At 67.9% G+C, this 24,294-nt stretch carries 29 protein-coding genes and 1 pseudogene; 19 read left to right on the plus strand and 11 right to left on the minus strand.

Annotated features, from left to right (window positions below; all coding sequences use genetic code 11):
• Positions 1–102: 102 nt before the first annotated feature.
• From DEIPH_RS17565 to DEIPH_RS17580, 4 genes are all read right to left on the minus strand, one after another.
• The gene (locus tag DEIPH_RS17565; protein WP_034360797.1) at positions 103–2,019 is read right to left on the minus strand and encodes a copper resistance CopC family protein; all 1,917 of its coding nucleotides are present in this window, start codon (positions 2,017–2,019) and stop codon (positions 103–105) included.
• Positions 2,016–2,282, minus strand: a complete 267-nt coding sequence (locus DEIPH_RS17570) for an SHOCT domain-containing protein (protein WP_235183288.1) — start codon at positions 2,280–2,282, stop codon at positions 2,016–2,018. The genes DEIPH_RS17565 and DEIPH_RS17570 overlap by 4 nt, the downstream gene beginning before the upstream one ends.
• A 91-nt stretch (positions 2,283–2,373) precedes the next feature.
• On the minus strand, positions 2,374–2,739 hold the full coding sequence (locus tag DEIPH_RS17575; RefSeq protein ID WP_034360801.1) for a four-helix bundle copper-binding protein: 366 nt from the start codon (positions 2,737–2,739) through the stop codon (positions 2,374–2,376).
• Positions 2,740–2,820: 81 nt separating this feature from the next.
• Complete coding sequence (locus DEIPH_RS17580; protein WP_051517498.1) at positions 2,821–3,066, minus strand: cupredoxin domain-containing protein; 246 nt, start codon at positions 3,064–3,066, stop codon at positions 2,821–2,823.
• Between the two features lie 70 nt (positions 3,067–3,136).
• Here DEIPH_RS17580 and DEIPH_RS17585 point away from each other — a divergent pair, with 70 nt between their 5' ends.
• Positions 3,137–3,679, plus strand: coding sequence for a transposase family protein (locus tag DEIPH_RS17585; protein ID WP_034360803.1), 543 nt, complete (start codon positions 3,137–3,139; stop codon positions 3,677–3,679).
• Positions 3,680–3,681: 2 nt separating this feature from the next.
• Positions 3,682–4,266 carry an ISAs1 family transposase gene (locus tag DEIPH_RS18960; protein ID WP_051517499.1) on the plus strand — a complete coding sequence of 195 codons (585 nt, stop codon included), beginning with the start codon at positions 3,682–3,684 and terminating at the stop codon, positions 4,264–4,266.
• A 127-nt stretch (positions 4,267–4,393) separates the two neighbouring features.
• Here the strand turns inward: DEIPH_RS18960 and DEIPH_RS21020 are convergent.
• Positions 4,394–6,902 (minus strand): annotated as a pseudogene (locus DEIPH_RS21020) (heavy metal translocating P-type ATPase).
• A gap of 189 nt (positions 6,903–7,091) precedes the next feature.
• Here DEIPH_RS21020 and DEIPH_RS17600 point away from each other — a divergent pair.
• The 3 genes from DEIPH_RS17600 to DEIPH_RS17610 are packed head-to-tail and all read left to right on the plus strand — an operon-like array spanning position 7,092 to position 9,059.
• On the plus strand, positions 7,092–7,337 hold the full coding sequence (locus tag DEIPH_RS17600; RefSeq protein ID WP_235183299.1) for a DUF2933 domain-containing protein: 246 nt from the start codon (positions 7,092–7,094) through the stop codon (positions 7,335–7,337).
• Between the two features lies 1 nt (position 7,338).
• Positions 7,339–8,214, plus strand: a complete 876-nt coding sequence (locus tag DEIPH_RS18965) for a WD40/YVTN/BNR-like repeat-containing protein (protein ID WP_051517500.1) — start codon at positions 7,339–7,341, stop codon at positions 8,212–8,214.
• Positions 8,211–9,059: an urease accessory protein UreH domain-containing protein gene (locus DEIPH_RS17610; RefSeq protein WP_235183289.1), complete on the plus strand. Its 849-nt coding sequence runs from the start codon at positions 8,211–8,213 to the stop codon at positions 9,057–9,059. The genes DEIPH_RS18965 and DEIPH_RS17610 overlap by 4 nt, the downstream gene beginning before the upstream one ends.
• Positions 9,060–9,367: 308 nt before the next feature.
• On the opposite strand, the gene DEIPH_RS20280 is transcribed toward DEIPH_RS17610, so the two are convergent.
• The 5 genes from DEIPH_RS20280 to DEIPH_RS17635 form a co-directional block, all read right to left on the minus strand.
• Positions 9,368–9,826, minus strand: a complete 459-nt coding sequence (locus DEIPH_RS20280; RefSeq protein ID WP_034360808.1) for a hypothetical protein — start codon at positions 9,824–9,826, stop codon at positions 9,368–9,370.
• Positions 9,823–10,446 (minus strand): class I SAM-dependent methyltransferase, encoded by a 624-nt coding sequence (locus tag DEIPH_RS17620; RefSeq protein ID WP_034360810.1) that lies wholly within the window; start codon positions 10,444–10,446, stop codon positions 9,823–9,825. The genes DEIPH_RS20280 and DEIPH_RS17620 overlap by 4 nt, the downstream gene beginning before the upstream one ends.
• A gap of 61 nt (positions 10,447–10,507) precedes the next feature.
• Entirely contained in the window at positions 10,508–10,957 is a 450-nt protein-coding gene (locus DEIPH_RS17625) for a CBS domain-containing protein (protein WP_034360812.1), read from the minus strand.
• A gap of 94 nt (positions 10,958–11,051) precedes the next feature.
• On the minus strand, positions 11,052–11,435 hold the full coding sequence (locus DEIPH_RS17630; RefSeq protein WP_152545021.1) for a hypothetical protein: 384 nt from the start codon (positions 11,433–11,435) through the stop codon (positions 11,052–11,054).
• A 171-nt stretch (positions 11,436–11,606) separates the two neighbouring features.
• A complete protein-coding gene (locus tag DEIPH_RS17635) occupies positions 11,607–12,311 on the minus strand; it encodes a beta propeller repeat protein (protein WP_152545022.1) in 705 nt (234 codons plus the stop codon).
• Positions 12,312–12,437: 126 nt separating this feature from the next.
• Here DEIPH_RS17635 and DEIPH_RS17640 point away from each other — a divergent pair, with 126 nt between their 5' ends.
• Genes DEIPH_RS17640 through DEIPH_RS17655 form a run of 4 tightly spaced genes read left to right on the plus strand, consistent with a single transcriptional unit; the run spans position 12,438 to position 15,394 of the window.
• Positions 12,438–12,992: a DUF3105 domain-containing protein gene (locus tag DEIPH_RS17640; protein ID WP_081790992.1), complete on the plus strand. Its 555-nt coding sequence runs from the start codon at positions 12,438–12,440 to the stop codon at positions 12,990–12,992.
• Positions 12,993–13,014: 22 nt separating this feature from the next.
• Positions 13,015–13,524 carry a TlpA family protein disulfide reductase gene (locus DEIPH_RS17645; protein WP_034360816.1) on the plus strand — a complete coding sequence of 170 codons (510 nt, stop codon included), beginning with the start codon at positions 13,015–13,017 and terminating at the stop codon, positions 13,522–13,524.
• A 54-nt stretch (positions 13,525–13,578) separates the two neighbouring features.
• Positions 13,579–14,259 carry a response regulator transcription factor gene (locus DEIPH_RS17650; RefSeq protein ID WP_034360817.1) on the plus strand — a complete coding sequence of 227 codons (681 nt, stop codon included), beginning with the start codon at positions 13,579–13,581 and terminating at the stop codon, positions 14,257–14,259.
• Positions 14,243–15,394, plus strand: a complete 1,152-nt coding sequence (locus DEIPH_RS17655) for a sensor histidine kinase (RefSeq protein WP_232472390.1) — start codon at positions 14,243–14,245, stop codon at positions 15,392–15,394. The genes DEIPH_RS17650 and DEIPH_RS17655 overlap by 17 nt, the downstream gene beginning before the upstream one ends.
• A 147-nt stretch (positions 15,395–15,541) precedes the next feature.
• Here the strand turns inward: DEIPH_RS17655 and DEIPH_RS17660 are convergent, their stop codons facing one another.
• The gene (locus tag DEIPH_RS17660; RefSeq protein ID WP_034360819.1) at positions 15,542–15,787 is read right to left on the minus strand and encodes a DUF2171 domain-containing protein; all 246 of its coding nucleotides are present in this window, start codon (positions 15,785–15,787) and stop codon (positions 15,542–15,544) included.
• Between the two features lie 122 nt (positions 15,788–15,909).
• Here DEIPH_RS17660 and DEIPH_RS17665 point away from each other — a divergent pair, with 122 nt between their 5' ends.
• The 10 genes from DEIPH_RS17665 (at position 15,910) to DEIPH_RS17710 (ending at position 24,286) form a co-directional block, all read left to right on the plus strand.
• Positions 15,910–18,435 (plus strand): heavy metal translocating P-type ATPase, encoded by a 2,526-nt coding sequence (locus DEIPH_RS17665; RefSeq protein ID WP_051517504.1) that lies wholly within the window; start codon positions 15,910–15,912, stop codon positions 18,433–18,435.
• 8 nt (positions 18,436–18,443) lie between these two features.
• Positions 18,444–18,701, plus strand: coding sequence for a glutaredoxin family protein (locus DEIPH_RS17670; RefSeq protein ID WP_034360821.1), 258 nt, complete (start codon positions 18,444–18,446; stop codon positions 18,699–18,701).
• Positions 18,698–19,432 (plus strand): ZIP family metal transporter, encoded by a 735-nt coding sequence (locus DEIPH_RS17675; protein WP_051517505.1) that lies wholly within the window; start codon positions 18,698–18,700, stop codon positions 19,430–19,432. The genes DEIPH_RS17670 and DEIPH_RS17675 overlap by 4 nt, the downstream gene beginning before the upstream one ends.
• A complete protein-coding gene (locus tag DEIPH_RS17680) occupies positions 19,429–19,959 on the plus strand; it encodes a signal peptidase II (protein ID WP_051517506.1) in 531 nt (176 codons plus the stop codon). The genes DEIPH_RS17675 and DEIPH_RS17680 overlap by 4 nt, the downstream gene beginning before the upstream one ends.
• The gene (locus DEIPH_RS17685) at positions 19,956–20,456 is read left to right on the plus strand and encodes a DUF3105 domain-containing protein (RefSeq protein WP_034360823.1); all 501 of its coding nucleotides are present in this window, start codon (positions 19,956–19,958) and stop codon (positions 20,454–20,456) included. Before DEIPH_RS17680 ends, DEIPH_RS17685 begins: the two co-directional genes overlap by 4 nt.
• Positions 20,426–21,064 (plus strand): DUF305 domain-containing protein, encoded by a 639-nt coding sequence (locus DEIPH_RS17690; RefSeq protein WP_051517507.1) that lies wholly within the window; start codon positions 20,426–20,428, stop codon positions 21,062–21,064. Before DEIPH_RS17685 ends, DEIPH_RS17690 begins: the two co-directional genes overlap by 31 nt.
• Positions 21,057–21,953, plus strand: a complete 897-nt coding sequence (locus tag DEIPH_RS17695; RefSeq protein WP_034360826.1) for a cation diffusion facilitator family transporter — start codon at positions 21,057–21,059, stop codon at positions 21,951–21,953. Before DEIPH_RS17690 ends, DEIPH_RS17695 begins: the two co-directional genes overlap by 8 nt.
• Entirely contained in the window at positions 21,950–22,204 is a 255-nt protein-coding gene (locus DEIPH_RS17700; protein ID WP_034360828.1) for a hypothetical protein, read from the plus strand. Before DEIPH_RS17695 ends, DEIPH_RS17700 begins: the two co-directional genes overlap by 4 nt.
• 74 nt (positions 22,205–22,278) lie before the next feature.
• Positions 22,279–23,568, plus strand: coding sequence for an NRAMP family divalent metal transporter (locus tag DEIPH_RS17705; protein WP_051517508.1), 1,290 nt, complete (start codon positions 22,279–22,281; stop codon positions 23,566–23,568).
• Positions 23,569–23,656: 88 nt separating this feature from the next.
• The gene (locus DEIPH_RS17710) at positions 23,657–24,286 is read left to right on the plus strand and encodes an SCO family protein (protein ID WP_034360830.1); all 630 of its coding nucleotides are present in this window, start codon (positions 23,657–23,659) and stop codon (positions 24,284–24,286) included.
• Positions 24,287–24,294: the final 8 nt, after the last annotated feature.

Here is a 24,294-nt window from a genome sequence, read left to right on the forward strand (position 1 = left end):
GTGAAGGACTGTATCCGGCTGGTCAGGGCAAGTCCCCTTTTTGGGATGGAGGGTACGCGATCAGCGGAATGCGCGGGTCGGTGAAGGACTGTATCCGGCTGGTCAGGGCAAGTCCCCTTTTTGGGATGGAGGGTACGCGATCTCACGCTGGACAGCGTATGAGAGGCCAACGACCCGTTCCCGCCGGATGCGGTTGCGCTCATCGACATGCAGCTCGTACCAGATGCTGGAGCCGGGAACGAACAGCGACAGCACGGTGTGGCCCTCTTCGTCGCGTCCCACCTCATGCACGTCCTCCGCCCCGCCGCCCAGGTAGAGGTCGGTCGCGGCGAGCGTCTCTGCCGTCAGCGGAAAGGTGTGGGGAGAGGGGTCCAGGCTGTTGAGCGCCTGCTCCGTCACAGTGAACGTTCCCGCCTGTTTCATGGCCTCCACGACCCGCGCGAGCCGCCCCGCCTGATCCGGGCCGGGTGGCCAGCGCAGCTTCAGCGTGGTCGGCCCCCCTGGCCATTCCGGGTCAGTCACCCTCACCTGGACGGTCGTCTCCCCCGGCGTCCACGCAAAGGGGGCCCGGAAACACCCACGGCCACAGGAACGCGGGTACAGCGTGAAGCTTCCAGCAGGCCCCTCGCCACTCACCCAGACACGCGTCTTCTCGCCCGGCTTTCCGGTCGGTTGCGCGACCTGCACGCGCAGTTCCCCCTCGGCGGCCGTGACGTACACGCTCAGGAATCCGACCTGATCGGCTGCGCGCACCGCCGCGCCCGCAGGAGGCGCGCCGAGGATGTTCGCGGCCGTGAGCGCCTGCGGCGGGGTGGCGTTCACCAGCCCCGCGCTCAGGAGCAACACGCCCAGCAGCGCGACGACTTCCGCAGGCACCAACCGCGACAGGCGCGAGGGGGTGGTCGTTCGAGACGGCATCGCCCGAGTGCGGGACAGCCAGGCCAGCGCCAGGGCGGCGAGCGCTGCGGCGACCTTGGCGAGGAGCAGCCGCCCGTACTGCGTCGTCCACAGTTCATCCGGGACTGCGAACTTCGGCCACGCCAGGACCAGACCGAGCAGCAGGAGCGGCCCCACCGTCCAGGCCGCCAGCCCCGCGTACCGCCCGGTGCCCGCCCTGATCCCTTCCGTCCACCCGGCGGCCCTCCCCGACCACAGCACCTGCGCGAGGTGGACCAGGGCTCCGACCCAGACCGCGGCGAGCAGCAGGTGCGCCAGACCGAGCGGCGTGAACCAGAAACTCTCGGCGTTGCCCAGGTGCCCCTGCCACGCCACGGCCAGCGCCCCGACGCCCAACGGGAGGCCCACGAAAGGCCGCGCGCGACCCCTGGCCATGAGGGCGCTCACCAGGAAGGCCAGCAGCGCCAGGGACGCCGCGACGCCCGGGCGGCTGGTCAGGACTGTGCTGACCGCTTGCGGACCGCTCCCGGCCAGGGACACGAGATGCACGGCGCTGCCCAGCACGGCCAGAACCGCGCCCAGGCCGATCCACGCGCGCGGCACGCTCTGCCCCCGCCACACGGACCGCTCGCTGATCCACCCGCCCAGCGCGAGGGCGAGCCCCACCAGCAGGAGGGTGCTGCCCGCCACCCAGGGGAGCGGCACCCCGTCCACGTTGTCCTGCAACCCGGGAATCGCCCCCTCGGGACCCACGCCGAAGGCGAACTCCCCGCTGGAGAGGTGCCCGTCACTCGCCACCACCTGCCACGCCACCACGTACACGCCCGGCTTCAGGGACGGCAGGGTCGCCAGCAGATTCCGGGCGTCGGCACCGGGGTGAAGCTCACGGACCTCCAGCAGCCCTCCCTTCAATACCCGAACCCTGACCTGGGCCGAGTGCAGACTCACGGGTTCGCTGAACTGCAACGCGAGTTCCCGTGACGCCTCGGTAAAGCGCGCCCCGGCACGCGGGCTGGTGTTGACCAGGAAGGCGTGTGCGGCGGCGCCGGACAGCCAGCCGAGGCTGAACACCACGAGGAGGACCCGTACCGGCCGCGCCAAGCGGTCAGCGTGCCGGGTCACGGGCGGAGCCAGCGCTCCAGGTCGTCGAGTTCCTCACCGGTGATCTCGCCACGCGCGAAACGCTCGCGCGCCAGTTGCCACGCCCGGTCCGGCCCATCGTCGCGACGGCCATCACGGGTCAGCCGCACCGCCAGGTACACCACGGCGGCAATCACGGCCACCCACAGCAGCAGGCTCAGCAGCATGCCGCCGCCACATCCCATCATTCCCATCATCACGGTCACTCCCCGCGCACGCCGTCCACGCAGGGAACAGGCCGTCACGCTGCTGAGAACAAGGTAGCGTCCCTCTGTTCAACTTCAATAAAGCGGGGACCCGCGTTCTGAGGGGGTCCCCGGCGCCTTCGGCCTGGCTTCAGGCGTGCGCCATCCGCCGACAGGAATCGGCACAGCGGCGGCAGGTGTTCGCGCACGTCCGCATCTGCGGGTCGTCCCCCAGCGCCTCGCAGCTCTCCGCGCAGCGCTCGCACACCTCCGCGCATACCCCGCACACCCGCGCGTGCAGCTCCGAGCCACGCAGCATGAAGTCCTCGCTGGTGTGGCAGATCATCGCGCAGTCCATCAGCAGGCGGACGTGCGACGCCTCCGCGTGCCGCCCGCCCTGCTGGAGGCAGTAGTTCAGCGTCTGCAAGCACACGTCGTGACAGTCGGAACAGGCCTGAATGCAGTCCTGCATCATCGAGGGGCTATTGTTCGTGCCCGTCTGCTGCGCGTTCGTCATGTGATCCTCCCATGGTGTCCAGGGCTTGGGTTCGGGGTGTTCCGACCAGTGAGCGGCATGTTCTACGTCATGGCTTCCCCCTCAGCGGGCAATGATCTTGCCGCGGTACATGTTCATCCCGCAGGTGAACTCGTACTCGCCGGGCTGCGCGGGCGTCACCTCCAGCGGCACCGTCTGGTTCTCCGGCAGGTGCGCCCGCTGCCCGAAGGCGGGGAGGACCACTTCCTCCCCGCAGGTGCTGGCCTCCCGCCGCGTGAAGTTCAGCCGCACCGGCTGCCCGGCCTGCACCTCGATCACGGCGGGCTGGTACCCGCCCTTCACCGACACATCAACTTCCTGCAGGCCACCCCAGGCTTTTATCTTGACTGGGGGCAAGGAAAAGGGCTGATAGGGAGTTGTGCGACCACCCATCAGCCCACTGCCCTTTTTAACCCAAATCCCGGACTGGCGTGACCAGAAGCGCATCCATTACCCCTGGAATGCGCTCTGGACGGTCATTCTGGTCGGTCTGCTGACAGGACCAGAAAACATCCTGGCCCTGTCCCAGTGGCTGCAAGGGCAGCGCGAGGTGCTGTGTCAGCACCTCGCGCTGGACCGGATCCCCCAACAGGCCATGATTTACCGCTTCTTCTGGTCGCTGGAACAGCATCTCGCCCAGCTTCAGACCGCCCTGTTGGCCTGGGTGAACGCCCAACATCCTACGGCGCATGACCGACTCGTCCTGCTGGCGGGTGACGGCAAAGTCCTCAAGGGGAGCGGGCGAGAGGGCCAGGCGGCCCTCTCGTTCCTGTCGGTGTTTTTCCACGAGTTGACGGTGACGGTGACGCAGGCGGACCAGGCAGGACGACACGAGGCCAAAGGGATGGGGGAACTGCTGGTGACCCTCACCGCTGTCTTTGGACCCAACTGGCTGCTGTCTTTGGACCCAACTGGCTGCTGACGTTGGACGCGGCCTATACCGAGCGAGGCTTCACCACGCAGGTGATCGAGGCAGGCGGAGCCTACCTCGTTCCCCTCAAGAACAACGTCAAAGAATTGAAGGAATGGGCCAAGTTGGCCTTCAGCTACCCGACGCAGAACGGCGTGGTGGATGTGGAATACCGCAGTGGGGAGGTCTGGGAGCGGCGTAGCCAGGTCATCACCGGTGCTGATCTTCCCGAAGCGATTTCTCAAGCCCTTCCTGACGTGAAGACGCTGATTCGCCGCGAACATCGGATCACTCGCCGCAATGGCCTCCAGACTGTAGAAGTCCGCTATGCCGTCAGCAGCAGGCTGCTGACGGCCCAGGAAGCGGAGGACTGCTGGCGGGGCCATTGGGGCATTGAAAATCGCAGCCATCATCGCCGCGATACCGTCCTCCACGAAGATCGCTGTCGTTTGCGAAAGGGCGCTCAGGGACGTGCTGTCCTCAATGGCGTGGTCCTGGCCCTGCTGACCTCACAGTCGCGCCACCTCACCGCGCTCGTTCGCCAACTCCGCCTCAACCCCCTCGCCGCCCTCCGCCTCCTCATCCCTGAACCCAGTTGAGATAAAAGCCTGAGGCCACCCTCCTTTGTTTGCGCCTGCACGCTTTCCCGCTGGCACAGCCAGAAGTACCAGACGATCCAGGCGATCAAGCCGAGGCCCACCAGCGTGACGATCCACTGCGCCGTGCTCATGCCCTCACCTCCCGTGGGCGGAAGAACCGCAACCGGTTCGCGTTGGTCACCACGCTCACGCTGGAGAACGCCATCGCTGCACCTGCCAGGATCGGCGAAAGCAGCACCCCGAAGAAGGGGTACAGCACGCCCGCGGCGATGGGAACGCCGACGACGTTGTACGCGAAGGCCCAGAACAGGTTCTGCTTGATGTTCCGCAGCGTGGCGCGGGACAACTCCACAGCCGTCACGACGCCCCGCAGACTGCCGCCCACCAGCGTGACGTCCGCCGCCTCGATCGCCACATCGGTTCCAGTCCCGATGGCGAAGCCCACGTCCGCCTGGGCGAGGGCGGGCGCGTCGTTGATGCCGTCCCCCACCATGCCGACCAGACGTGCGCCGCGCCCCCCGCGCGCCTTGCCCGGTTCATTCGCCTGCTGGAGTTCTGCCACGTGCCGCGCCTTATCCTCGGGGAGCACGTCCGCCAGCACCTGCGTGATGCCCGCCTGCTGGGCAATCGCCCGCGCGGTGCGTTCGTTGTCACCCGTCATCATCACGACGTCCAGTCCCCGCGCCCGCAAGGCCCGGATGGCCTCCACTGAGTCTGGCTTAAGGGTGTCCGCCACCGCGATCACCCCCGCCGGCTGGCCGTCCACCGCCACGAACATCGGCGTCTTCCCCTCGTCCGCGAGGCGCTCGGCGAGTTCACCAAAGGACCGTCCCTCCACACCCGCGCGGCGCATCAGCTTCGCGTTCCCCACCAGCACCTGCCGCCCGGCCACGGTCGCTTCCACCCCATAGCCCGGCAGCGCCTCGAAGGCTTCCGGCTCGCCCAGGTCGATCCTCCGCGCCTGGGCCCCCCGCACAATCGCGGCGGCCAGCGGGTGCTCGCTGCGTTTGTCCGCCACCGCCGCGAGCATCAGGAGTTCCGCCTCACCGAACTTCCCGAGCGGCTGCACCTCCGTCACTTCCGGCTTCCCCTGCGTGATCGTGCCGGTCTTGTCGAGCACGATCACGTCCAGCCGCGCCGCCGTCTCCAGCGCCTCCCCGTTCCTGATCAGCACGCCGTATTCGGCGGCCTTGCCGATGCCAACCATCAGGCCCATTGGTGTGGCCAGGCCCAGCGCGCAGGGGCAGGCGATCACCAGCACCGTCACGGCGGTCACGACGGCGAAGTTCAGGGCGGGGGCGGGGCCGAAGTTGAACCACACCAGGAATGTGAGGATCGCGATGATCATCACCGTGGGCACGAAGTAGGAGCTGATGACGTCGGCAAGGCGTGCGATCGGGGCCTTGCTGCCCTGCGCCTGCTGCACCAGGCGCACGATCTGCGCGAGGGCGGTGTCCTTCCCGATCTTCGTCGCGCGGAAGGTGAAGGCCCCCGTCGTGTTCAGGCTCGACCCGATCACCGGGTCGCCGGGGCGTTTGTCGACCGGCACGCTCTCGCCCGTCACGACGCTCTCGTCCAGGGCGCTCTGGCCGTCCACGATCACGCCGTCCACCGGCACCTTGCTCCCCGGGCCGCACCCGCACCAGGTCCCCGACCGCAACCTGCTCGACCGGGACTTCCACCTCCACGCCGTCCCGCACGACCCGCACGGTTTTCGCCTGCAACTCCAGCAGCTTGCGGATCGCGGCGCCCGACCGGGCCTTGGCACGGACCTCCAGCGCCTGCCCCAGGACGATCAGCGCAATCACGATCACCGCCACGTCGAAGAACATGCCGGCGGTCCCTTCCGGGAAGAAGCGCGGGGCGAGGACCGCCGCAGTGGAGTACAGCCAGGCGACACCAGTGCCCAGCGCGACCAGCGTGTCCATGTTCGCGTTGTGGTTGCGAAAGTTGTTCCACGCGCCAGAGAAGAACTGTCCGCCAGACCATGCCAGCACCGGCAGGGTCAGGCCGGCCGCGGCCAGACCGATGACGCGCTCGTAAGGCATCAACGCTTCCCCAAACGCGGGATTCAGTTCCATGAACATCGTGACGAGCACCGGCACGCCGACGATCACCGCGAACCAGAACTTGCGCATCAGCGTCCGGTACTCCTGGGCGCGCGCAACGTCTTGTGGGTCAAGCCCCAAGGCAGGCACGTCCGGCGCGGAGAGTTTCAGCCCCGCTGCGTCCGCCGCCGCCACGAGGTCCGCCAGGTCCACCCCGCCGCTCAGGTGCTGCACGTGCACTTTCCGCGCGTCCAGATCCACGTGCGCCTGGACCACACCCGGCACCCGCGACAGCACCCCTTCCAGCTCCGCAGCGTTCACGAACGGTTCCAGGCCCACCACGTCCAGCGCCCTTTCACCCGTGCGGACCCCGTACCCGCCGCCCTCCACCGCGCGTTTGAGTTGCGCGAGGTCCACCTGCGCCGGGTCGTATTCCACGTACGCCTTCTCCAGGGGCAGGTTCACCTCCGCCCGCTTCACGCCGTCCGTGCGCACGAGCTGCTTCTCGACGGTCCGCACGCAGCTCGCGCAGGACAGCCCCTCCAGCGGCAGTTCTGTCTTCTCGGTGCGCTGGTCCCGCGTCGTCATGGCCTCTCTCCTCCTCGTCAGGACACCCCTGGCATCCCCGCCACCGTAAGAGCACTATGTTCAGCTTCAATAAAACAGGGTCTTTTGTTTTGCTTCATCCACCGCGCAGACCCGCTGCATCACGTGTCTCCGGGGTTTATTGAAGTTGAACAGACGTTCTCTACCGTGGAGGGCATGAAACTCTTCGGGATGTGCCTGAACTGGAAGGTGCTCGTGGGCCTCGCCGCCCTGGCCGTAGGCCTGTACTTCGCCGTGTCCCCGGGCGCGTTCACCGCCGCGCTGCCCTTCCTGCTGGCAGCGGCGTGCCCGCTCTCGATGCTGCTGATGATGCGCTTCATGCCCCATGGGAGTCACGTGGCGAAGCCGGAACCTGCCCCGCAGCCTGAACTCGCCCCAGCGTCCGTTCCCGTGCAGGCCACGGCCTTCAGGGAGTGACATGACGACGAAGGCTCGAACGGTCACTGCTGCACCCCCCACCCGGCGCCGTGTGCTGTTGCCGGCGGCCCTGCTCACGGCGGCCTTGCTGGGCGGTACGCTGTGGTGGCAGACGCAGGGCAACCAGGTGAGGGTGGCTCAGCGCCTGAGCGGCGACTTCCACGCCTTGCGGGTCCTCCCGGATGGCCGCCTGCTGTACGGGCAGCATGCGGGCGTCTCGGTCAGTTCGGACGGGGGGAGAACGTGGGGCCCGACTGATGGTGCTGGGGACGCCATGGCGCTCGCCTCGTCCGCGCGGACACCCGGCACGCTGGTGCTGGCCGGGCACGACGTGCTGAAGACCAGCCGCGACGGCGGGCAGACCTGGCAGGACAGCGGGTTCGGGAACCTGCCGGGCACGGACATCCACGGGTTTGCCGCCCTGCCCGACCAGCCGGACGTGTGGTACGCGAATATCGCCGGGCGGGGCCTGTACCGCACCGAGAACGGCCAGGACTGGCGGTTCGTGTCCCCGGCGACGGCGGGCGCAATGGCGCTTGCGGTGGGGCCGGGGCCGTTCCCGCGTCTCTATGCCCTCACCATGGGTGATGGCCTGATCGTCTCGGATAACGGCACGACCTGGCAGCGGGCCGGGGACGCGCCGCAGGCCGCCGGTTCCGGCCTGGACGTTCATCCTGTGAGCGGCAACGTGTATATCGCCGGTCCCACCGGCGTGGCACGTTCGGAGGACAGGGGCGCAACCTGGACGGACCTGAACCTGCCGGAAGGCGCGCTGCTGGTCACCGCCGACCCACAGGACGAAGCGAAGCTGTACGCCGCCGCCGAAAGTGGCGTGGTGTACCGCTCGGTGGACGGGGGGAGCACTTGGAGCCGGTGAGGACGCGGTGGCTGCTCGTCGGGTCGGGCGCGGCCCTGGTGGCGCTCCTCGTCGCGTGGCCAGCCGTGGCGCCGGGCCTGCGGCAGGCGGCCCTGGACCTGTACCGCCTGAGCGGCACCCTGAACGGGACCCTGGCCGGTCCCATCAGCGCCCTGCGGTTCCAGACCGGCGCTTCGCTCCTCACGCCGTTCCTGCTGGGACTGCTGGCCGCCACCGCGCCCTGTCAGCTCTCCACCGGCGCGGCCACCCTCGCGTATGTCGCGCGGGACGGTCACGCGGGGGGAGCGTGGCCGCGCAGCCTGGCCTTCGTGCTCGCGCGCCTGCTGGTGTACCTGGTGCTTGGCGCGGTGGCCGTGTACGTCTTCGGCGGAAGCGTGACGGCCTCAGGCCCCTTCTTCACGGGCGTCCGGCGGGTGCTGGGGCCACTGATGTTCCTGGTGGGCCTGGTGATGGTCGGCGTGCTCCGCCCGCGCTTCACGGTCGGTGCGCGGCTCGCGGAGCGGCTGGAGGAGCGCGCCCGGGTGCGGCGCGGCACCCTGGGGGCGTTCGCCCTGGGTCTGGCCTTCAGCTTCGCGTTCTGTCCGACGCTCTTCCTGCTCTACTTTGGCCTGACCCTCCCCCTGGCGCTCACCGCGCCGCTGGGGGCGCTGTATCCGGCCGCGTTCGTGCTGGGGATGATGCTTCCCCTGCTGGTCCTGGTCGCGTTCCTGCCAGCGGCATCGGCCAGCGGGCGGCAGACGTACATCGGTGGACTCCGGCGCGTCCACCGGCTCGCCACGCCCCTGGCGGGTGCCGTGTTCGTTCTGGCTGGGCTGTACGACACCTTCATCTACTGGTTGCTCTGACGGCGATCAGGACAGGTCGGGGTGCTGCCGGGTCTGCACCCACCGCTTGTCCTGGTGAACGCCAGGACGCGTGATCCTGGTACCCCGGCCAGCCCAGGCAGACGTGGGAGGTATCGGACGCGCCGGGACTGGACGTCCTCAGGTGGCCCGGGCCGTTCATACAAGGACCGGTGCTGAAGGATTCATACGGGCTTGCTCTGATTCCAGAACATCCGGAAAAGCGCCGGATGTTCTTCCATCGCCGCCAGCCCGTATCTTTTGTTACTCGCTCCGCTCGGATGATTCCAAGGAATCACCGCAATTTGGTATCAGGTGTGAGGCCGTGACAGGCACAGACCGAAGTGCCGAACGAGTTCAAAGGTGGCGACGGTCAGCACCGCCAGTTGCACCAGCGGCACCACGCCCACTTCGAGGCCGGGTATCAGCGGCATCCGGTCGCTGTAGGACCACCAGCCCAGCGCGCGTGACACCCACTCGCCCAACACCCCCGCCACGAGACCGCCCATGACCACCCACCCGACGTCACGGGCGTCACGCCGGCACACCCACCGTGCCTCCCCGTGCCTCAGCGCAAGTGCCGTGTAGGCCGCCGCCGAGAAGGCGGCGTCGCCCAGCGAGGCCGCCGCGCACAGGGTCCAGGAGGTGGGGGACCAGTCCATGCCCTCAAAGAGGGGCATTTGCAGCATCTCCCAGGTGAAGTTGAGAACGAAGGCGATGCCGGAGATGGACACCAGAGCGGTGTTGAGCGTCCGGCGGTCCAGGGTCACGCCAAACCGTCCGTGTCGGGAAAAGCTTCGAGCGTCACCAGGACGCCGCCCAGATGACGTTCCCGCACCTCCACCGCAAAGCTCGCAGCGCGCAGCAATTCGGGTGTGGGCCGGTTCGGATGGCAGCCGACCACCGGATCGAAGACCGGGTCGATCAGGTCGGCCATCCGGCCCAGCCACGGGTTGGGGGGACGTACATGCTCCAGCGCCAGCAGCCGTCCACCGGGCCGCAGCACCCGGCGCACCTCCGCAAAGAGGCGTGACGGATCGGGAATGCCGCAGAGCGCGAGGGAACTCACGACGGTGTCAAAGCGCGTGTCCTCGAATGGCAGGGTCTGGGCATCGTGCTGCACGAAGTGCACCGGGAACGGCAGGGTCAGGGCCTTGAGGTGCGCCTGGTGGAACATCCCGCCACTCAGGTCGAGGGCTGTGAGGCACTGCACGGTGTCCGGGTAGTGCGCGAATGTCGCGCCCGTTCCCACCCCGAGTTCCAGCACGTCTCCACGGGCACTCGCAAGGAGGCGAGAACGCAACTCGTTCAGAAGGCGGGTTCGCATGGCGGCGTCGTAACGGGCGGCGACGCGGTCATAGAGGTGCTGGACGCGCTCGGCGTTCGCCATAGGGTCCTCCAGAGATGGCGGGGGCACACCCGTTCGGCGGCCCCCGCCCGGACGTCACGCGTTACTGGCCGGGCACGTTCGACGCGCTGTCGGTCGGCTGGGAGACTTCCCGCACGACCTGGCCGACCTTACCGCTGGTGTCCAGCGCCACATCGGCTTGCGACACCATGCCGCAGCAGCCGCCCTGGTGGTCCACCACGGCGACACGGCGCACCTGGTTGTCCTCCATCGCCTTACAGCAGTCATCCACGCTGTCTTCCGGGGTGACGGTCACGACGGAGGTGGACATGCAGTCGCGCGCGGACATGCTCCTCACGTCCTTCCCCTGGGCAACGCCGCGCAGGGCAATGTCCCGGTCGGTGATCATCCCGACGGGCTTCTTGCTGTCCTGATCCTCCACGACGGGAATGCAGCCGCAATCGTGCTGTTCCATCATCCGGGCCACTTCGGGCAAGGGTGTGTCGGGCGCGCAGCAGGCGGGGTTACTGGTCATCACGTCTTTCACTTGCATAGGGTCCTCCCTGGAACGAACGGGGCGTGAACAGCCCAACTTCTCCTGTGCGTGGTGATGGACGGGCGTGGGTGAAGGCTCTCCCAGACTCGCTTTACTGAGAGCCGCTCAGAACCTCGCCACTGATCGCGTGAATCCGCAGGGTACCGGCCCTGCTCCCCAGGAGGTAGCGCACCTGGTAGTGATCACCCAGGCGGTCAACGCCCGTGATGCGCACCATCCCGCCCGTAGACTGTCCCTGGAGAAACGCCCGGGCGACCGCTTCGACCGCTGTCCGGCTGAATCCCGAGGCGGCGCTCGTTTGTCCGCCCATCATGGGCATACCTCCTGGGCCGCCCATGCCCTGCATCATCTGCATGCACTGCCCCATCATCGCGTCCATTTCAGTGCTCTGCCCCATGCCCTGGGACATGGGCGTCGTGCCTTGAGCGAAGGCAGCCGACAGGAGCAGCATTGACGTGAGGACAACTCGCTTCATGGAACCTCCCAGTCGTTCGGTTTGAATCCCGAACGGGGCCACCGTACCTGCGGTCTGTTCAGTCTCAATAAAGGTGAGGAGAGGCTTCAGGTTTTCAGTCGAGGTTGCGATGCACGGCCCCCTGTTCGTCCACCCAGACGGCCTCGCCGGGCCGTTTGGGATTCACGGCGATCACGCTGGCGGCCCCGTCTGCCACGCGCGACCAGGCGCCTTTCTGCTGACGCCACACGCCGCTCTTCCCCCCACCCAGAGGGCACCGTCCGCCGCCATGCTGAGGGTGTAGGGCTGGCTTTCGGGGGTCTGGAGCATGGTGAAGGACTTCCCGCCGTCAGCGGAGCGCCACAAGCCTGTCCGGGCGGAGAGCGCGTAGAGGCTCCCGCCCGAACCGGCTGCCAGCTTCATCACGTCCGGGGGAAGGTTCTGCGCGGCGAGCGGCGTCCAGGTCGCGCCGCCGTCGGTCCTGCCGTACAGGCCCGTCGCGGCTTCCCAGGCGAAGTGCCGCCTGCTGTTCTCTGGGTCCACCGCGTACCCGTGCAGGTCCGTGCCGCCCAGGCCTTTGGGCTTGCGGTTCGTCCAGCGCTTCCCGTCGCCGCTGGTGGCGTACACGTCGTGCCCGGCGAGGACCAGGGTCCTTCCGGCCTGTTGTAGATTCATCGCGTCGAAATTGGGCTTGTCCAGCAGCTTTTTCCAGGTCACGCCCCGGTCGGTGCTGACCTGGACGCCGTCATGGTGCCCGAACAGGAGGCGGCCATCCGGAAGCCACAGCAGGGCGTGCGCGTCGCGGGTGCGGAGTTGGCCGACGGCGTGCGATTCACTGCCGTGGGCACCCGCCGTGGTCAGGGCGAATGCGGCGAGAAGGAGGGAGAGGCGCTTCACGGCAGGCATGCTCGCAAAGCACTGTTCAGCTTTGATAAAGCGCAGGGGCTCCAACGGGATTGACGCCGTACACGACGTGACGCCGGGTTTTATTGAGGTTGAACACGTGCCGCGTAGCGTGGGCACGTGACGAAAGCGAGCAGGAAACCCGACGTGAAGTTCAGCTCGGCGCCGCAGCGCCGCAACCCCTGGCCCGCCGTGCTGGTCGGGGCACTCGCCCTGGCGCTGGTGAGTGGGGCGTGGTGGGCCCGTTCGGGTGGCGAAGCCGGAGGGTTGGGCCAGACGTTCCCCAACCAGGGGCAGGAGCACATTGCTTTCGGTGCTCAGCACCCCCCGTACAACTCGTTCCCGGCCACCAGCGGCTGGCATTACGTGCAGCCGCAGCCGTGGGGCACCTTCGTGTACGAGATTGCGCCGGAGACCCTGGTGCACAACCTGGAGCACGGTGGCGTGGTCATCCAGTACAACCCGGCGCTGCTGAAGGGGGACATCGGGAAGCTGGAGGCGATTCAGAAGCGCTTTCCGAACAAGACGGTGGTTGCCCCGAACGCACAGTTGAAGGTGCCGCTGGCCGTGACGGCCTGGCGGCGGCTGTACACTCTGGACACGCTGGACGAGGCGAAGATCGTGGACTTCATCGAACGGTACAAGAACCGTGCCCCCGAGCGTTTCCCCGAATGAAGTCCGCCGACCGGGGTGGTCGGTGAGGCGCTGGCTGCCCCCGGTGCTCGCGGCCCTGGTGGTGACGGTGCTGGCGGTGGCTCTGTTGCGCCCCAGCAAGGGTATAGAGTCACCGCTGGTGGGAAAGCCGGCCCCGGACTTCACGCTGGTCACGCTCGACGGCCAAGCCTTCCGGCTGCGGGACCACCTGGGCGGGCCGGTGATCGTGAACTTCTGGGCGTCGTGGTGCATTCCCTGCCGGGAGGAGGCTCCCATGCTGGGTGAGTTCGCACGGGACGCGCGGAACCTCACGATGGTGGGCGTGGTGTTTCAGGACCAGCCCGACGCGGCAAGGGCCTTCGTGCGGGAGTTCGCCGTGCCGTACCCCGGCGTGATCGACCGGCAGTCCCGGACGGCCATCGACTACGGCGTCGGGGGGATTCCCGAGACGTTTTTTATCGACGCAAACGGGGTGATTCAGGAGAAACACAACGGTCCCTTCACCCGGGAGGCGCTGTGGGCCAGCGCCCGGCGGATCGGCGTGCAGTTCTGACCGTGCGCGACAACCCGACAGGACCCTGAGATGCCTGACATACTGGGGGGACGCATGAATACGGTGCTGGTGGTGGACGACGAGCCGAGCGTGCGCAAGGTGGCCTCGGCGTACCTGGAGCGTGAAGGGTTCGAGGTCCGCACGGCGGCGGACGGTATGGACGGTCTGCGGCAGGCGGAGGAGGGCGGTCTGGCGCTGGTCGTGCTCGACGTGATGCTGCCGAAGATGAACGGGCTGGACGTCTGCAAACGGATTCGCGCCGCCTCGAACGTGCCGATCATTCTGCTCACGGCCCGCGGGGAGGAGTTCGACCGGGTGCTGGGCCTGGAACTCGGCGCGGACGACTACGTGGTCAAGCCCTTCAGCCCGCGGGAACTGGTGGCGCGGGTGAAGGCGATCCTGCGGCGCACCTCCGGCGAGGCGGCCCCCGCGCCCGTGATGTACGAGGGGCTGCGCGTGGATCCGGTGACGCGCACGGCGAGCCTGGCCGGACAGGCGCTGGACCTGAGTGCGCTGGAGTTCGACCTGCTGTACGAACTCGCCCGGGCACCGGGAAGGGTATTCGCCCGCAACGAACTCATTCAGCGGGTGTGGGGGGAGGATTTCCCGGGGGTGGACCGGGTGGTGGACGTGCACATGGTGAGTCTGCGCAAGCACCTGGGGGAGTCCGGGCAGTCGCCGCGCTTCATCCATGCCGTGCGGGGGGTGGGGTACCGCTTTGGCCGCCCCGAGTAAGCCCGCTTCCGGGCTCGGCCTGAGAGCAAAGCTGCTGCTCTCGTACCTGGCGGTGATCGCGCTGGCCGCCACGACGATGATCGTGATCGCGGAGTGGACGGCCCCGCTCTTCTACCGGACACACATTGAGCAGATGGTGCAGATGTTCGGCATCCGCAACATCCCGGAGATGCGCCGTCAACTGTCCGAGGGCTTCACCGGCGCGTTCGGGAGCGCCCTCGCCGTCGCCAGTTTCATGACACTGCTGGTGGCGCTGGGTGTGAGTGCTTTTGTCAGCCGGCAGATTCTGCGGTCCGTGAAACGTGTCAGCCACGCGAGCACCCGCATCGCCGCGGGGCATTACGCCGAGCGGCTGCCGGAGATGGGCCGGGATGAACTGGGGGAATTGACGGGCAGCTTCAACCGCATGGCCGAGGCCCTGGAGGCGACGGAGATGCGGCGCCGGGAACTGATCGGGACAGTCGCCCACGAGTTGCGCACGCCGCTGACTGGGATGCGGGGCCTGACGGAAGGGCTGCTGGACGGCGTGTTTCGCCTTGAGGAGGCCGGGCCGGACCTCATTCGGGAGATCCGGCGGCTGGAGCGGCTGACGCAGGACCTGTCCCTGGTGACGCAGGCGGAGGCAGGCGTGATTCCGGTGATGCCGCGTCCAGTTCACCTGGCGGAACTCGCCCGCTCGGCCTGCGCGCAGTTCGAGTGGCCCTTTGCAAACAAGGGGTTGTCCCTGGGGCTGGACACGCAGCGCGATGCGCGGGTACTCGCGGATCCGGACCGGGTCACTCAGGTGCTGGTCAACCTCTTGTCGAATGCGCTCCGCCACACTCAGGTGGGAGGCGTGACGCTGCACGTGGACGGGAATGGGAGGTGCGGTTGGGTGGACGTGCAGGACACCGGGGAGGGCATCGCGCCGCAAGACCTTCCGCATGTCTTCGAGCGCTTCTACCGCTCGGACAAGTCCCGTGCGCGGGACGCGGACGAGAGCGTCGGGGCGGGGGTGGGCCTCACCGTATCCCGGCACCTTGTTGAGGCGATGGGCGGGGCCATCCAGGTGGTGAGCACAGGGGAGGAGGGGACGACATTTAGGGTGGAGCTGCCACTCGCTTTGGGAACCGAACAGGGAGTTACTGCCGTCTGACGTGGCCATTTCATGCTCTGAATTCCTGTTCGGGCGCCTCTTCGGCCTGCCCAAGGACAACCTGACCAGGCAGACACCAGCACGGTGGGGCGGGGACCATGCTGAGAAAGGGGGCAACTGAACAGTTGCCCCCTCGTGCCTGCCTGCTTATGGACGGTGCTGGGGATGGGGGTCCTGGCTCAGCCACTGCTGGTGCACCTGCTCGTGGTTGAGGTTCAGGTGGACGTGCTCGTCCACATGATCCACGGCGCTCAGCGGCAGCCAGTGGGCCTGACCGGAATCGTCGTTGGTCAGCTTGATGTACTCGCCGTCGACGCTGTCCACCTGTCCGTGGTCCATTCCGTTCGCGCACTTCACGGGCATCCCTGGCTTGATCTGCGACTGCATCGTCATACGTTGCCTCCTGGGTGGTCAGCGTACGCGCCCTCCTTCGGCTTCCAGATGAGTCTACCGCCAATTCCATTTCATGTCTGAGCAGACTTACATATGAACCGTCACTCAGGTATAGTGGGGCCATGACCTCCTCGTCCTCCCGCTCGGATCCCCCTCGGCCGGGGACGGCCCACCTGACCTACTTCGTGGAGGGAATGGACTGTGCCAGTTGCGTGCAGAAAGTCGAGCGCATGATGGCCACCCTGCCCGGCGCGACCGGCGTGAAGACCAGCTTCAACAAGCAGACCCTGGACCTGGACCTTGATGAGACGCAAACGGCACGGACCGCCCTGGAAGGCAACCTGAAGGCCCTGGGGTACACGCCTTCCCTGCTTAGCGGGGAAGCGTCCCCCGCGCCCGCCCAGGCGGAGACCGCCCACCTGACTTACTTCGTGGAGGGAATGGACTGCGCCAGTTGCGTGCAGAAAGTCGAGCGTATGATCGCCACGCTGCCCGGCGCGACCGGCGTGAAGACCAGCTTTAACAAGCAGACCCTGGACCTGGACCTCGACGAGCGGCAGACCCAGCGAGCGACGCTGGAAGGCAACCTGAAGGCGCTGGGGTACACGCCTTCCCTGCTGGGAAAGGCCCCCGCATCCACCGCCCAGAACCACGCTCACCACGAAGGTCATGACCATGACCACAGTGGCCACGACCACGCGGGGCACGGCCATGTCCACGAGGCCCCGAAGCCCGGTCAACCCTGGTACGCGACCGGTCAGGGCAAACTGGTCGTCACCTCCGGCGTGCTGCTGATCCTGGCCTGGCTCTTCAGCTTCATTGAGCCGCAACTCGCCACGTACGGCTTCATTGCCGCGACGCTGCTGGGCGTGTGGCCGCTGGCAAAAAAGGCGGTCGCCAGTGCCCGCTTCGGCGACCCCTTCAGCATCAACATGCTCGTCAGCCTCGCCGCCATCGGTGCCGTGCTGATCGGGCAGGCCGCCGAGGGGGCGGTCGTCGTGTTCTTCTTCGCCGTGGGTGAGCTGCTGGAAGGCGTCGCCGCCGGACGCGCCCGCGCGGGCATTCAGGCGCTCGCAGCGCTCGCACCCAAGACGGCCCTGCTGATCGAAGGTCAGGGGACCCGCGAGGTTCCTGCTGATTCACTCGCCGTCGGCCAGACCGTGCAGGTGAATCCGGGGGCGCGGGTGCCCGCCGACGGCACCATCCTGACCGGCACCTCCAGCTTGGACGACAGCCCGGTGACGGGGGAAAGCGTCCCCGTCGTGAAGGGCGTCGGGGAGAGCGTGTACGCGGGCAGCATCAACACCGACGGCGTGCTCACGGTGCGGGTGGATAAGGCCGCCTCGGACAACACCATCGCCCGCATCATCCACCTCGTCGAGGAGGCCGAGGGCAGCAAGGCCCCCACCGCGCGCTTCATCGACCGCTTCAGCCGGTACTACACGCCCGGCGTGGTGCTGGTATCCGCGCTGGTGGCCCTGGTGCCCCCGCTGCTGTTCGGGGCGGCCTGGCACCCCTGGCTCTACAAGGGCATCGCCCTGCTGCTGATCGGCTGTCCCTGCGCCCTGGTGCTGAGTGTGCCCGCCGCGATCACCAGCGCCATCAGTGCCGGAACGCGGCGCGGCCTGCTGATCAAGGGCGGCGCGGCGCTGGAAACCATCGGCAGCGTCAGGACCATCGCGTTTGACAAGACCGGGACGCTGACGGCGGGCAAGCCCCGCGTCACAGACGTGGTCGGTCTGAACCTCGACCGCCAGGAGGTGCTGCGCCTGGCCGCCGCCGTGGAGTCGGGCAGCAGTCACCCGCTGGCCAAGGCCATCACCGACGCCGCCCGGCAGGCCAACCTGGCCCTGCCCCCGGTCACCGAGGCCCAGGCCATCCCCGGCAAGGCCGTCTCGGCCACGGTCGAGGGCCGCACCCTCAGCGTGAGTTCGCCTCGACATGCCGCAGCGCTGACCTCCCTGTCGGGCCAGCTCCAGCAGCAGATCGAGGCGTTCGAGGCGCAGGGCCGCACCGCCGTGGTGCTGCTGGACGGCAGGGCGCCCCTCGGCGTGATCGCCATCCGCGACGAGCCTCGGCCCGACGCGCGGGACGCCATCGCCGACCTCCAGCGCCTGGGCGTGCACACCGTCATGCTGACTGGGGACAACGGCCGCACCGGGCAGGCCATCGGACGTGACCTCGGGCTGGACGTGCAGGCGGAACTGCTGCCTGAGGACAAGCTGCGATTGATCGCGGACCTGAAAGCGCAGGGCGGCGTGGCGATGGTGGGCGACGGCATCAACGATGCCCCGGCCCTGGCCCAGGCGGACGTGGGCATCGCGATGGGCGGCGGTACGGACGTGGCCCTCGAAACCGCCGACGCCGCCCTGCTGCAGGAGCGTGTCACGGGTGTGGCCGATCTGGTGGCCCTGTCGCGCGCCACCATGGGCAACATCAAGGTCAATATCGCCTTTGCCCTGGGCCTCAAGGCGATCTTCCTGATCACCACGCTGCTGGGCTACACGAACCTCTGGATGGCGATCCTGGCCGATACTGGGGCCACCGCCATCGTCACCGCGAATGCCCTGCGCCTGCTGCGCTGGCAGGGCCGTGAACCCCGGACAACCCGTGCAGTCCCGGTCAGCGCCGCTCCCCACCGCGCCTGAGGAACCTCATGTCTGAGATCACGCTCTACACCGTCCCGGGCTGTGCGGATTGCGCAGCTATCAAGCGGCTTCTGACCCACCACGGGGCCGCCTTCACCGAGAAGAACGTGCGGGGCGACCCGGCGGCGCTCGCCGAGATGCAGCGCCGGGCGGACGTGCGCATCGCCCCGGTCACGGTCATCGGCGAGCAGGTCTTTAACGGCCCCTTCGACGAGCAGCGGCCCCGGATTCTGGCGGCCCTGCAGGCGGGAACCTCATCCTCTTGAGCGCGCCCCTCCAGCAAATCCTGTCGCTCACGCTGATCCCGGTGGCCGCCACCATCCTCGGCGGGGTAGCGGCCAGTTTCCGGACGCCCGGGGAGCGGCTGCGTTCCTTCGTGCAGCACTTCGCGGCGGGCGTGGTGTTCGCGGCAGTGGCCGGAGAGTTGCTGCCGGAGATCACGCGGGGCCATCAGCCGTTCGGGGTGGTGATCGGCTTTACGCTGGGCGTGGTGGCGATGCTGGTGATCCGGCAATTCGCCGAACGCCTGGAACGGCCCAGCGAGGTGGGCGGGCGCGCCCGGAGCGGGAATGTCAGCCTGGTCACGGTGGTCGGCATCGACGTGCTGATCGACGGCCTGCTGATCGGTGTGGGGTTCGCGGCGGGCGCGCGGGTGGGCACCCTGCTGGTGGTGGCCCTCACGCTGGAACTGCTGTTCCTGGGCGTCTCGGTGGCGTCCAGTCTGGGGGAGTCCGGCATGCCCCGGGGCCGCACGGTCCTGACCGTGACCGGGCTGAGCCTGCTGGTGATCCTGGGCGCGCTGCTGGGGGGTTCCCTCCTTCAGGGCCTGACCGGGTTCCCCCTGGAGGTCGTCCTGTCCTTTGGCGCGGCGGCCCTGCTGTTCCTGGTCACCGAGGAACTGCTCACCGAGGCGCACGAGGTGAAGGAGACGCCGCTGATCACCGCCGCCTTCTTCGCGGGCTTCGTGGCCCTCTACCTGCTGGAGCTGGCGTCGTGAGATGGCCGCCCCTGGGCCTGATCGCGGCCCTGCTGGCGCTGGAGGGGCTGCTCAAAGCCTGGGCCGCGGCAAATCTGACCCCGGGTGTGGACCGCGTTCTGCTGCCTGGCCTGCTGCATCTGGGCTTCACGCTGAACCCCGGCATGGCCTGGGGCCTGCTGGGCGGCTTCACGGCCCCCCTGGCCCTCCTGCGCCTGATTGTGGGCCTGGTGATCGTGGCCGCGCTCCTGTCCGGTCGCCTCCCCCGCGCCCGCCGCTGGCCCCTGGCACTGATCGCGGCGGGCGCGCTGGGCAATGCGGTGGACGGCCTGGCGCGCGGCGCGGTGGTCGATTACCTCACCTCGCCCCTGCTGGACGTGGTCACGCTCCCGCTCACGGGCCGGCCCTTTCCCATCTTCAACCTGTCGGACGTGCTGGTGTGTACGGGCACCCTCTGGCTGCTGCTCCATGCCTGGCAAGCAGAACGTCGCGCTGGACATTCCGCCTCTGACCGGCGTGCTACCTCTCAACCCAAGGAGAACCCATGAAACGACTGATCCTGCTGACCCTGCCCGCCTTGCTCGCCGCCTGCACCCAGGGAGGCGGTGACATCGAGGGCGTCAAGAGCTTCCAGAACAAGGGGGGGGCCCACCAGGAGGGCCGCGTCCCCTACGCCCAGACCCCCCCGGCAGGCGGACCGCACAACCCCGCCTGGCAGAACTGCGGCGTGTACGACCGGCCGCTCTACGACGAGTACGCCGTGCACAGCCTGGAACACGGGGCAGTGTGGCTCACCTACCGGCCGGACCTGCCCGCGGGCCAGGTCGAGGCGTTGAAGAAGCTGGTGGAAGGGCGCCCCTACACGCTGCTCTCTCCCCATGAGACGCAGACGGCCCCGCTGGTCCTAAGTGCCTGGAACAAGCAACTGGAGGTGCAGGACGTCTCGGACCCGCGCATCAAGCCGTTCCTCCAGAAATACGAGCAGGGCGGAGAAGCCCCGGAGATTGGTGCCTCATGCAGCGGCGCGTACAACGGCACGGTCTGAGCTTCTGGGCGGGCGGCGTGCTGGCGGCAGCGCTCCTGGGCGTGGGCACGGCCGTCATCTGGCCCCGCCCACCCGCCGAGGGGAGCCCCGAGGTGACCTTCGCCAGGGACATGAGCGCCCACCACGCCCAGGCGGTGGACATGAGCGTGACGATGGTCAAGCGGGCGGCCGACCCGGCGGTGAAGCTGCTCGCGCAGGACATCCTCCTCACGCAGCAGGCGCAGATCGGGCAGATGGGCGGCTGGCTGATGGCCTGGGGCCGTCCCCTGGCCAGCCAAGAAGCACCGATGGCGGGCATGGACCGGGCCAGCATGGGCCTGGCCTCCGCCGAGGACGAACGGGAGTTGCAGCACCTCCCCGTCAACACGGCGGAGACGCGGTATCTGGTGCTGATGCGGCGGCACCATCAGGGCGGCGTGGCGATGGCGAAGTCGGCCCTGAAGACCGTGAAGCGGCCGGAAGTCCGGGCCTTTGCCGAGCGGGTGGTGGCGGCACAGACCTCGGAGATCCAGGCCATCGACGCCCTGCTGAAGAAGCGCATGACAGGTCAACCCCCCGCGCAAGCGCAGCCCGAGATGCCGGAAATGGACGGCATGCAGCATGAGTGAACACGGCCACAGCCACGGCGCGAACGCGAGCGCCCGGCAGCTCAGCGTCGCCCTGGCCCTGACCGGGACGTTTCTGGTGGTGGAAGTGATTTACGGCTTCCTCTCCGGGAGTCTCGCGCTGCTGTCGGACGCGGGGCACATGCTGACCGACGTGATGGCGCTGGTCCTGTCCCTGTTTGCCATCCGTATCGGGCAGCGGGCCGCTGATGGAAAACGCACCTTCGGGTACCGCCGGGCCGAGATTCTGGCGGCGGCCCTGAATGCCGGGGCGCTCTTTGCCATCGGCCTGTACATCCTCTTCGAGGCGTACCGCCGCCTGCGCGAGCCGGTGGAGGTGCAGAGCACCACCATGCTGATCGTGGCCGTTCTCGGCCTGATCGTGAACCTGATCAGCGCCCGCATTCTCGTCTCGGGCAGCGAGCACAGTCTGAACGTGAAGTCCGCGTACCTGGAGGTCATGGGGGACCTGCTCGGCTCGGTGGCGGTGATCGTGGGCGCGCTGGTGATTCGCTTCACCGGCCTCACCTGGGTGGATCCTGTCCTGGGCGCAGGAATCGGTCTCTGGGTTTTGCCGCGCACCTGGGTTCTGCTGCGCTCCAGCGTCAACGTGCTGCTGGAAGGGGTGCCGGAAGGCGTGGATCTCGATGGGCTCCGGGCGGAACTGGCGGCCCTGCCCGGCGTGCAGGAGGTACACGACCTGCACGTCTGGAGCGTGACCAGTGGGCTGCACAGCCTCACCGCGCATCTGGTGGTGGCCACTGGCCAGCCGCAGGCCGCCCTGCTGCCTCAGGTACATGCCATCGCTGAGCGCCACGGGATTGAGCACAGCACGGTGCAATTCGAACCCCCGGATGCCCACGCCGGACAGGAGGGCCACGTTCACCCATGAAGCAGCGGCGCAAGCAGGTGGCCCTCCTGGTCCCGGCGAACGGGCTGGTCGATCTCGCCGTCGCGTTCGTGGCCTTGCGTCACCGGCACGCCCTGCTGGCCCCGATGTACGGTGCCCTGGGCGTGAGTCTGCTGCTGAGCCACGTTCAGAAGTGGCGCTGGCATCCCCGGCAGCAGGATCTCCTGTATCTGAGCGTGGGGCTGGGTCTGGCCCTGGGCTTCCTGATCACGGAAGTGCTGGCGTTGACGTAAGGGTGGGCCGCGCTTGCCTTTGCCCTGAGACCCCACACCCGAAAGGATGACGAACACGATGGGTGAACCGTCACATGTCTGAACCCGCTGCCGATCTGGAAGGCCGGGAAACCAAGACAGGTCTCCTGCAAAGCCTGGGACCGGGCCTGATCACGGGGGCTTCCGACGACGACCCCAGCGGGATTGCCACCTATTCCCAGGTGGGGGCCCAGTTCGGGTACGGCCTGCTGTGGTCCATGCTCTTCTCCTACCCGCTGATGGCGACCATTCAGGAGATCAGCGCCCGACTGGGGCGCGTGACCGGCCACGGCGTCGCCGGAAACCTGCGCCGCCATTACCCACCGGGATGGCTGTGGGGTCTCACGGCCCTCCTGGTCGTCGCCAACATCATCAATCTGGGGGCCGATATTGGCGCGATGGGCGAGGCGCTCCGGCTGCTGGTGGGCGGCCCGGCCCTCCTGTACGCCGCCCTGTTCGCGGCGGCGTCGGTCCTGCTCCAGGTCTTTGTGCCGTATACCCGCTACACCCGCATTCTGAAATGGCTCACGGTCTCCCTGTTTGCGTATGTGGCCACGGTCTTTGTGGTCCGTGTGCCCTGGGGCCTGGCCCTCAAGTCGACGGTGCTGCCCCACTTCACTTGGCAGGCCTCCTCGATTCAGGCTGTGGTGGCGGTGCTGGGCACCACCATCAGTCCCTACCTCTTCTTCTGGCAGGCCTCCGAGGAGGTGTCGGAAATGGACACCCGCCCGCGGGAAGAACCCCTGCGGCAGGCCCCCCAGCAGGCCCCGGTCCAGTTCCGCCGCATTCGGACGGACACCTTTGTGGGCATGGCCTTCTCCAACCTCGTGGCCTTCTTCATTATTCTGACCGCAGCTGTGGTTCTGAACGCTCAGGGCAAAACGTCCATTCAGACGGCAGCGCAGGCAGCGGAGGCCCTGAGGCCGGTGGCTGGCCCCTTCGCCTTCGCGCTGTTCGCCGCGGGCATCATCGGAACGGGCCTGCTCGCGCTGCCGGTGCTGGCCGGCTCCGCTGGCTACGCGCTGGGAGAGGCCCTGAAGTGGCCGGTGGGGTTGGAGCGCAAGCCCTATCAGGCCAGGGGGTTTTACGGCATCATCGCGGTCGCCACCCTGCTGGGCCTGACCCTGGACCTCCTGCACATTGACCCGATCAAGGCGCTCTATTACGCGGCCATCATCAATGGCGTCAGTGCCGCGCCCGTCATGATCCTGATCATGCTGATGACCTCCAACCGCCGGGTGATGGGGGAATTCACCGTGAAAGGCTGGTTGAAATGGCTGGGCTGGACCGGTGCGGGCGTGATGCTGGCCGCCGCCGCAGCCCTGTTCCTTACGCGGGGCCAGTGATGGCCGGAGCCAGGTTGTCTCTGACGCGCATGTCGCGCCCTGCAGTTGGTCCGCTCCTCCCCACCCTTTTGACAGGAGAACTTTGTCCATGAAGACTGTCCCCCCGCGCCCTGTCTGGCGCTCCGCCTTGTGGGCATTCCTGGCCGTCACGCTCCTGCTGAGCGGCGTCTGGGCTTATGCACGCCTGAAAAGCCCCTTTCCTTTTTACGGCACGGTCTACACTCCCGTGACCGCCGCGCCCGCCCTGACCGGAACCGGGGAGAACGGCAAGGCGTTTTCCCTGAGCGACCTGCGTGGAAAAACGGTGGCGGTGTTCTTTGGCTTCCTGCACTGCCCGAACGTCTGCCCGACGACCCTGGCGTCCCTCGAACGGGTTCGCCAGGCGCTGCCGCCCCAGGACCGCGAGAACTTCCGCACTGTGCTGGTCACGCTCGATCCGGCGCGCGATGATGTGACGAAGCTGCGCCAGTACGTGACCTTTTTCAGTCCCAGGGCCAAAGGCGTGTTCATCCCGGAGCCGAGCCTGGCCGACACGGCGGCGGCCTGGGGCGTGGGATACCAGAAGGCGGACGTGAAGAGCCCGACGGACTACCAGGTCAACCACACGACCGGCGTCTACCTGATCGACCGGGAAGGGCGGCGGCGGGTGGTGTGGGACTACACCCAGCTCACGAACGTGAACCGGGTGGTGGCGGACGTGCGGGAGGTGATGCGGTGACGTTCGCA

Origin of the sequence: Deinococcus phoenicis (assembly GCF_000599865.1) — a bacterium.
GTDB lineage: Bacteria > Deinococcota > Deinococci > Deinococcales > Deinococcaceae > Deinococcus > Deinococcus phoenicis.

Bases quoted from the DNA above. Each gene is read 5' to 3' on its own strand.
- DEIPH_RS17575 (WP_034360801.1), bottom strand. From the start codon at position 2,739: ATGACGAACGCGCAGCAGACGGGCACGAACAATAGCCCCTCGATGATG.
- DEIPH_RS17600 (WP_235183299.1), top strand. From the start codon at position 7,092: ATGTGCCTGAACTGGAAGGTGCTCGTGGGCCTCGCCGCCCTGGCCGTA.
- DEIPH_RS18965 (WP_051517500.1), top strand. From the start codon at position 7,339: ATGACGACGAAGGCTCGAACGGTCACTGCTGCACCCCCCACCCGGCGC.
- DEIPH_RS17620 (WP_034360810.1), bottom strand. From the start codon at position 10,446: ATGGCGAACGCCGAGCGCGTCCAGCACCTCTATGACCGCGTCGCCGCC.
- DEIPH_RS17625 (WP_034360812.1), bottom strand. From the start codon at position 10,957: ATGCAAGTGAAAGACGTGATGACCAGTAACCCCGCCTGCTGCGCGCCC.
- DEIPH_RS17630 (WP_152545021.1), bottom strand. From the start codon at position 11,435: ATGAAGCGAGTTGTCCTCACGTCAATGCTGCTCCTGTCGGCTGCCTTC.
- DEIPH_RS17650 (WP_034360817.1), top strand. From the start codon at position 13,579: ATGAATACGGTGCTGGTGGTGGACGACGAGCCGAGCGTGCGCAAGGTG.
- DEIPH_RS17660 (WP_034360819.1), bottom strand. From the start codon at position 15,787: ATGACGATGCAGTCGCAGATCAAGCCAGGGATGCCCGTGAAGTGCGCG.
- DEIPH_RS17665 (WP_051517504.1), top strand. From the start codon at position 15,910: ATGACCTCCTCGTCCTCCCGCTCGGATCCCCCTCGGCCGGGGACGGCC.
- DEIPH_RS17670 (WP_034360821.1), top strand. From the start codon at position 18,444: ATGTCTGAGATCACGCTCTACACCGTCCCGGGCTGTGCGGATTGCGCA.
- DEIPH_RS17685 (WP_034360823.1), top strand. From the start codon at position 19,956: ATGAAACGACTGATCCTGCTGACCCTGCCCGCCTTGCTCGCCGCCTGC.
- DEIPH_RS17690 (WP_051517507.1), top strand. From the start codon at position 20,426: ATGCAGCGGCGCGTACAACGGCACGGTCTGAGCTTCTGGGCGGGCGGC.
- DEIPH_RS17695 (WP_034360826.1), top strand. From the start codon at position 21,057: ATGAGTGAACACGGCCACAGCCACGGCGCGAACGCGAGCGCCCGGCAG.
- DEIPH_RS17700 (WP_034360828.1), top strand. From the start codon at position 21,950: ATGAAGCAGCGGCGCAAGCAGGTGGCCCTCCTGGTCCCGGCGAACGGG.
- DEIPH_RS17705 (WP_051517508.1), top strand. From the start codon at position 22,279: ATGTCTGAACCCGCTGCCGATCTGGAAGGCCGGGAAACCAAGACAGGT.
- DEIPH_RS17710 (WP_034360830.1), top strand. From the start codon at position 23,657: ATGAAGACTGTCCCCCCGCGCCCTGTCTGGCGCTCCGCCTTGTGGGCA.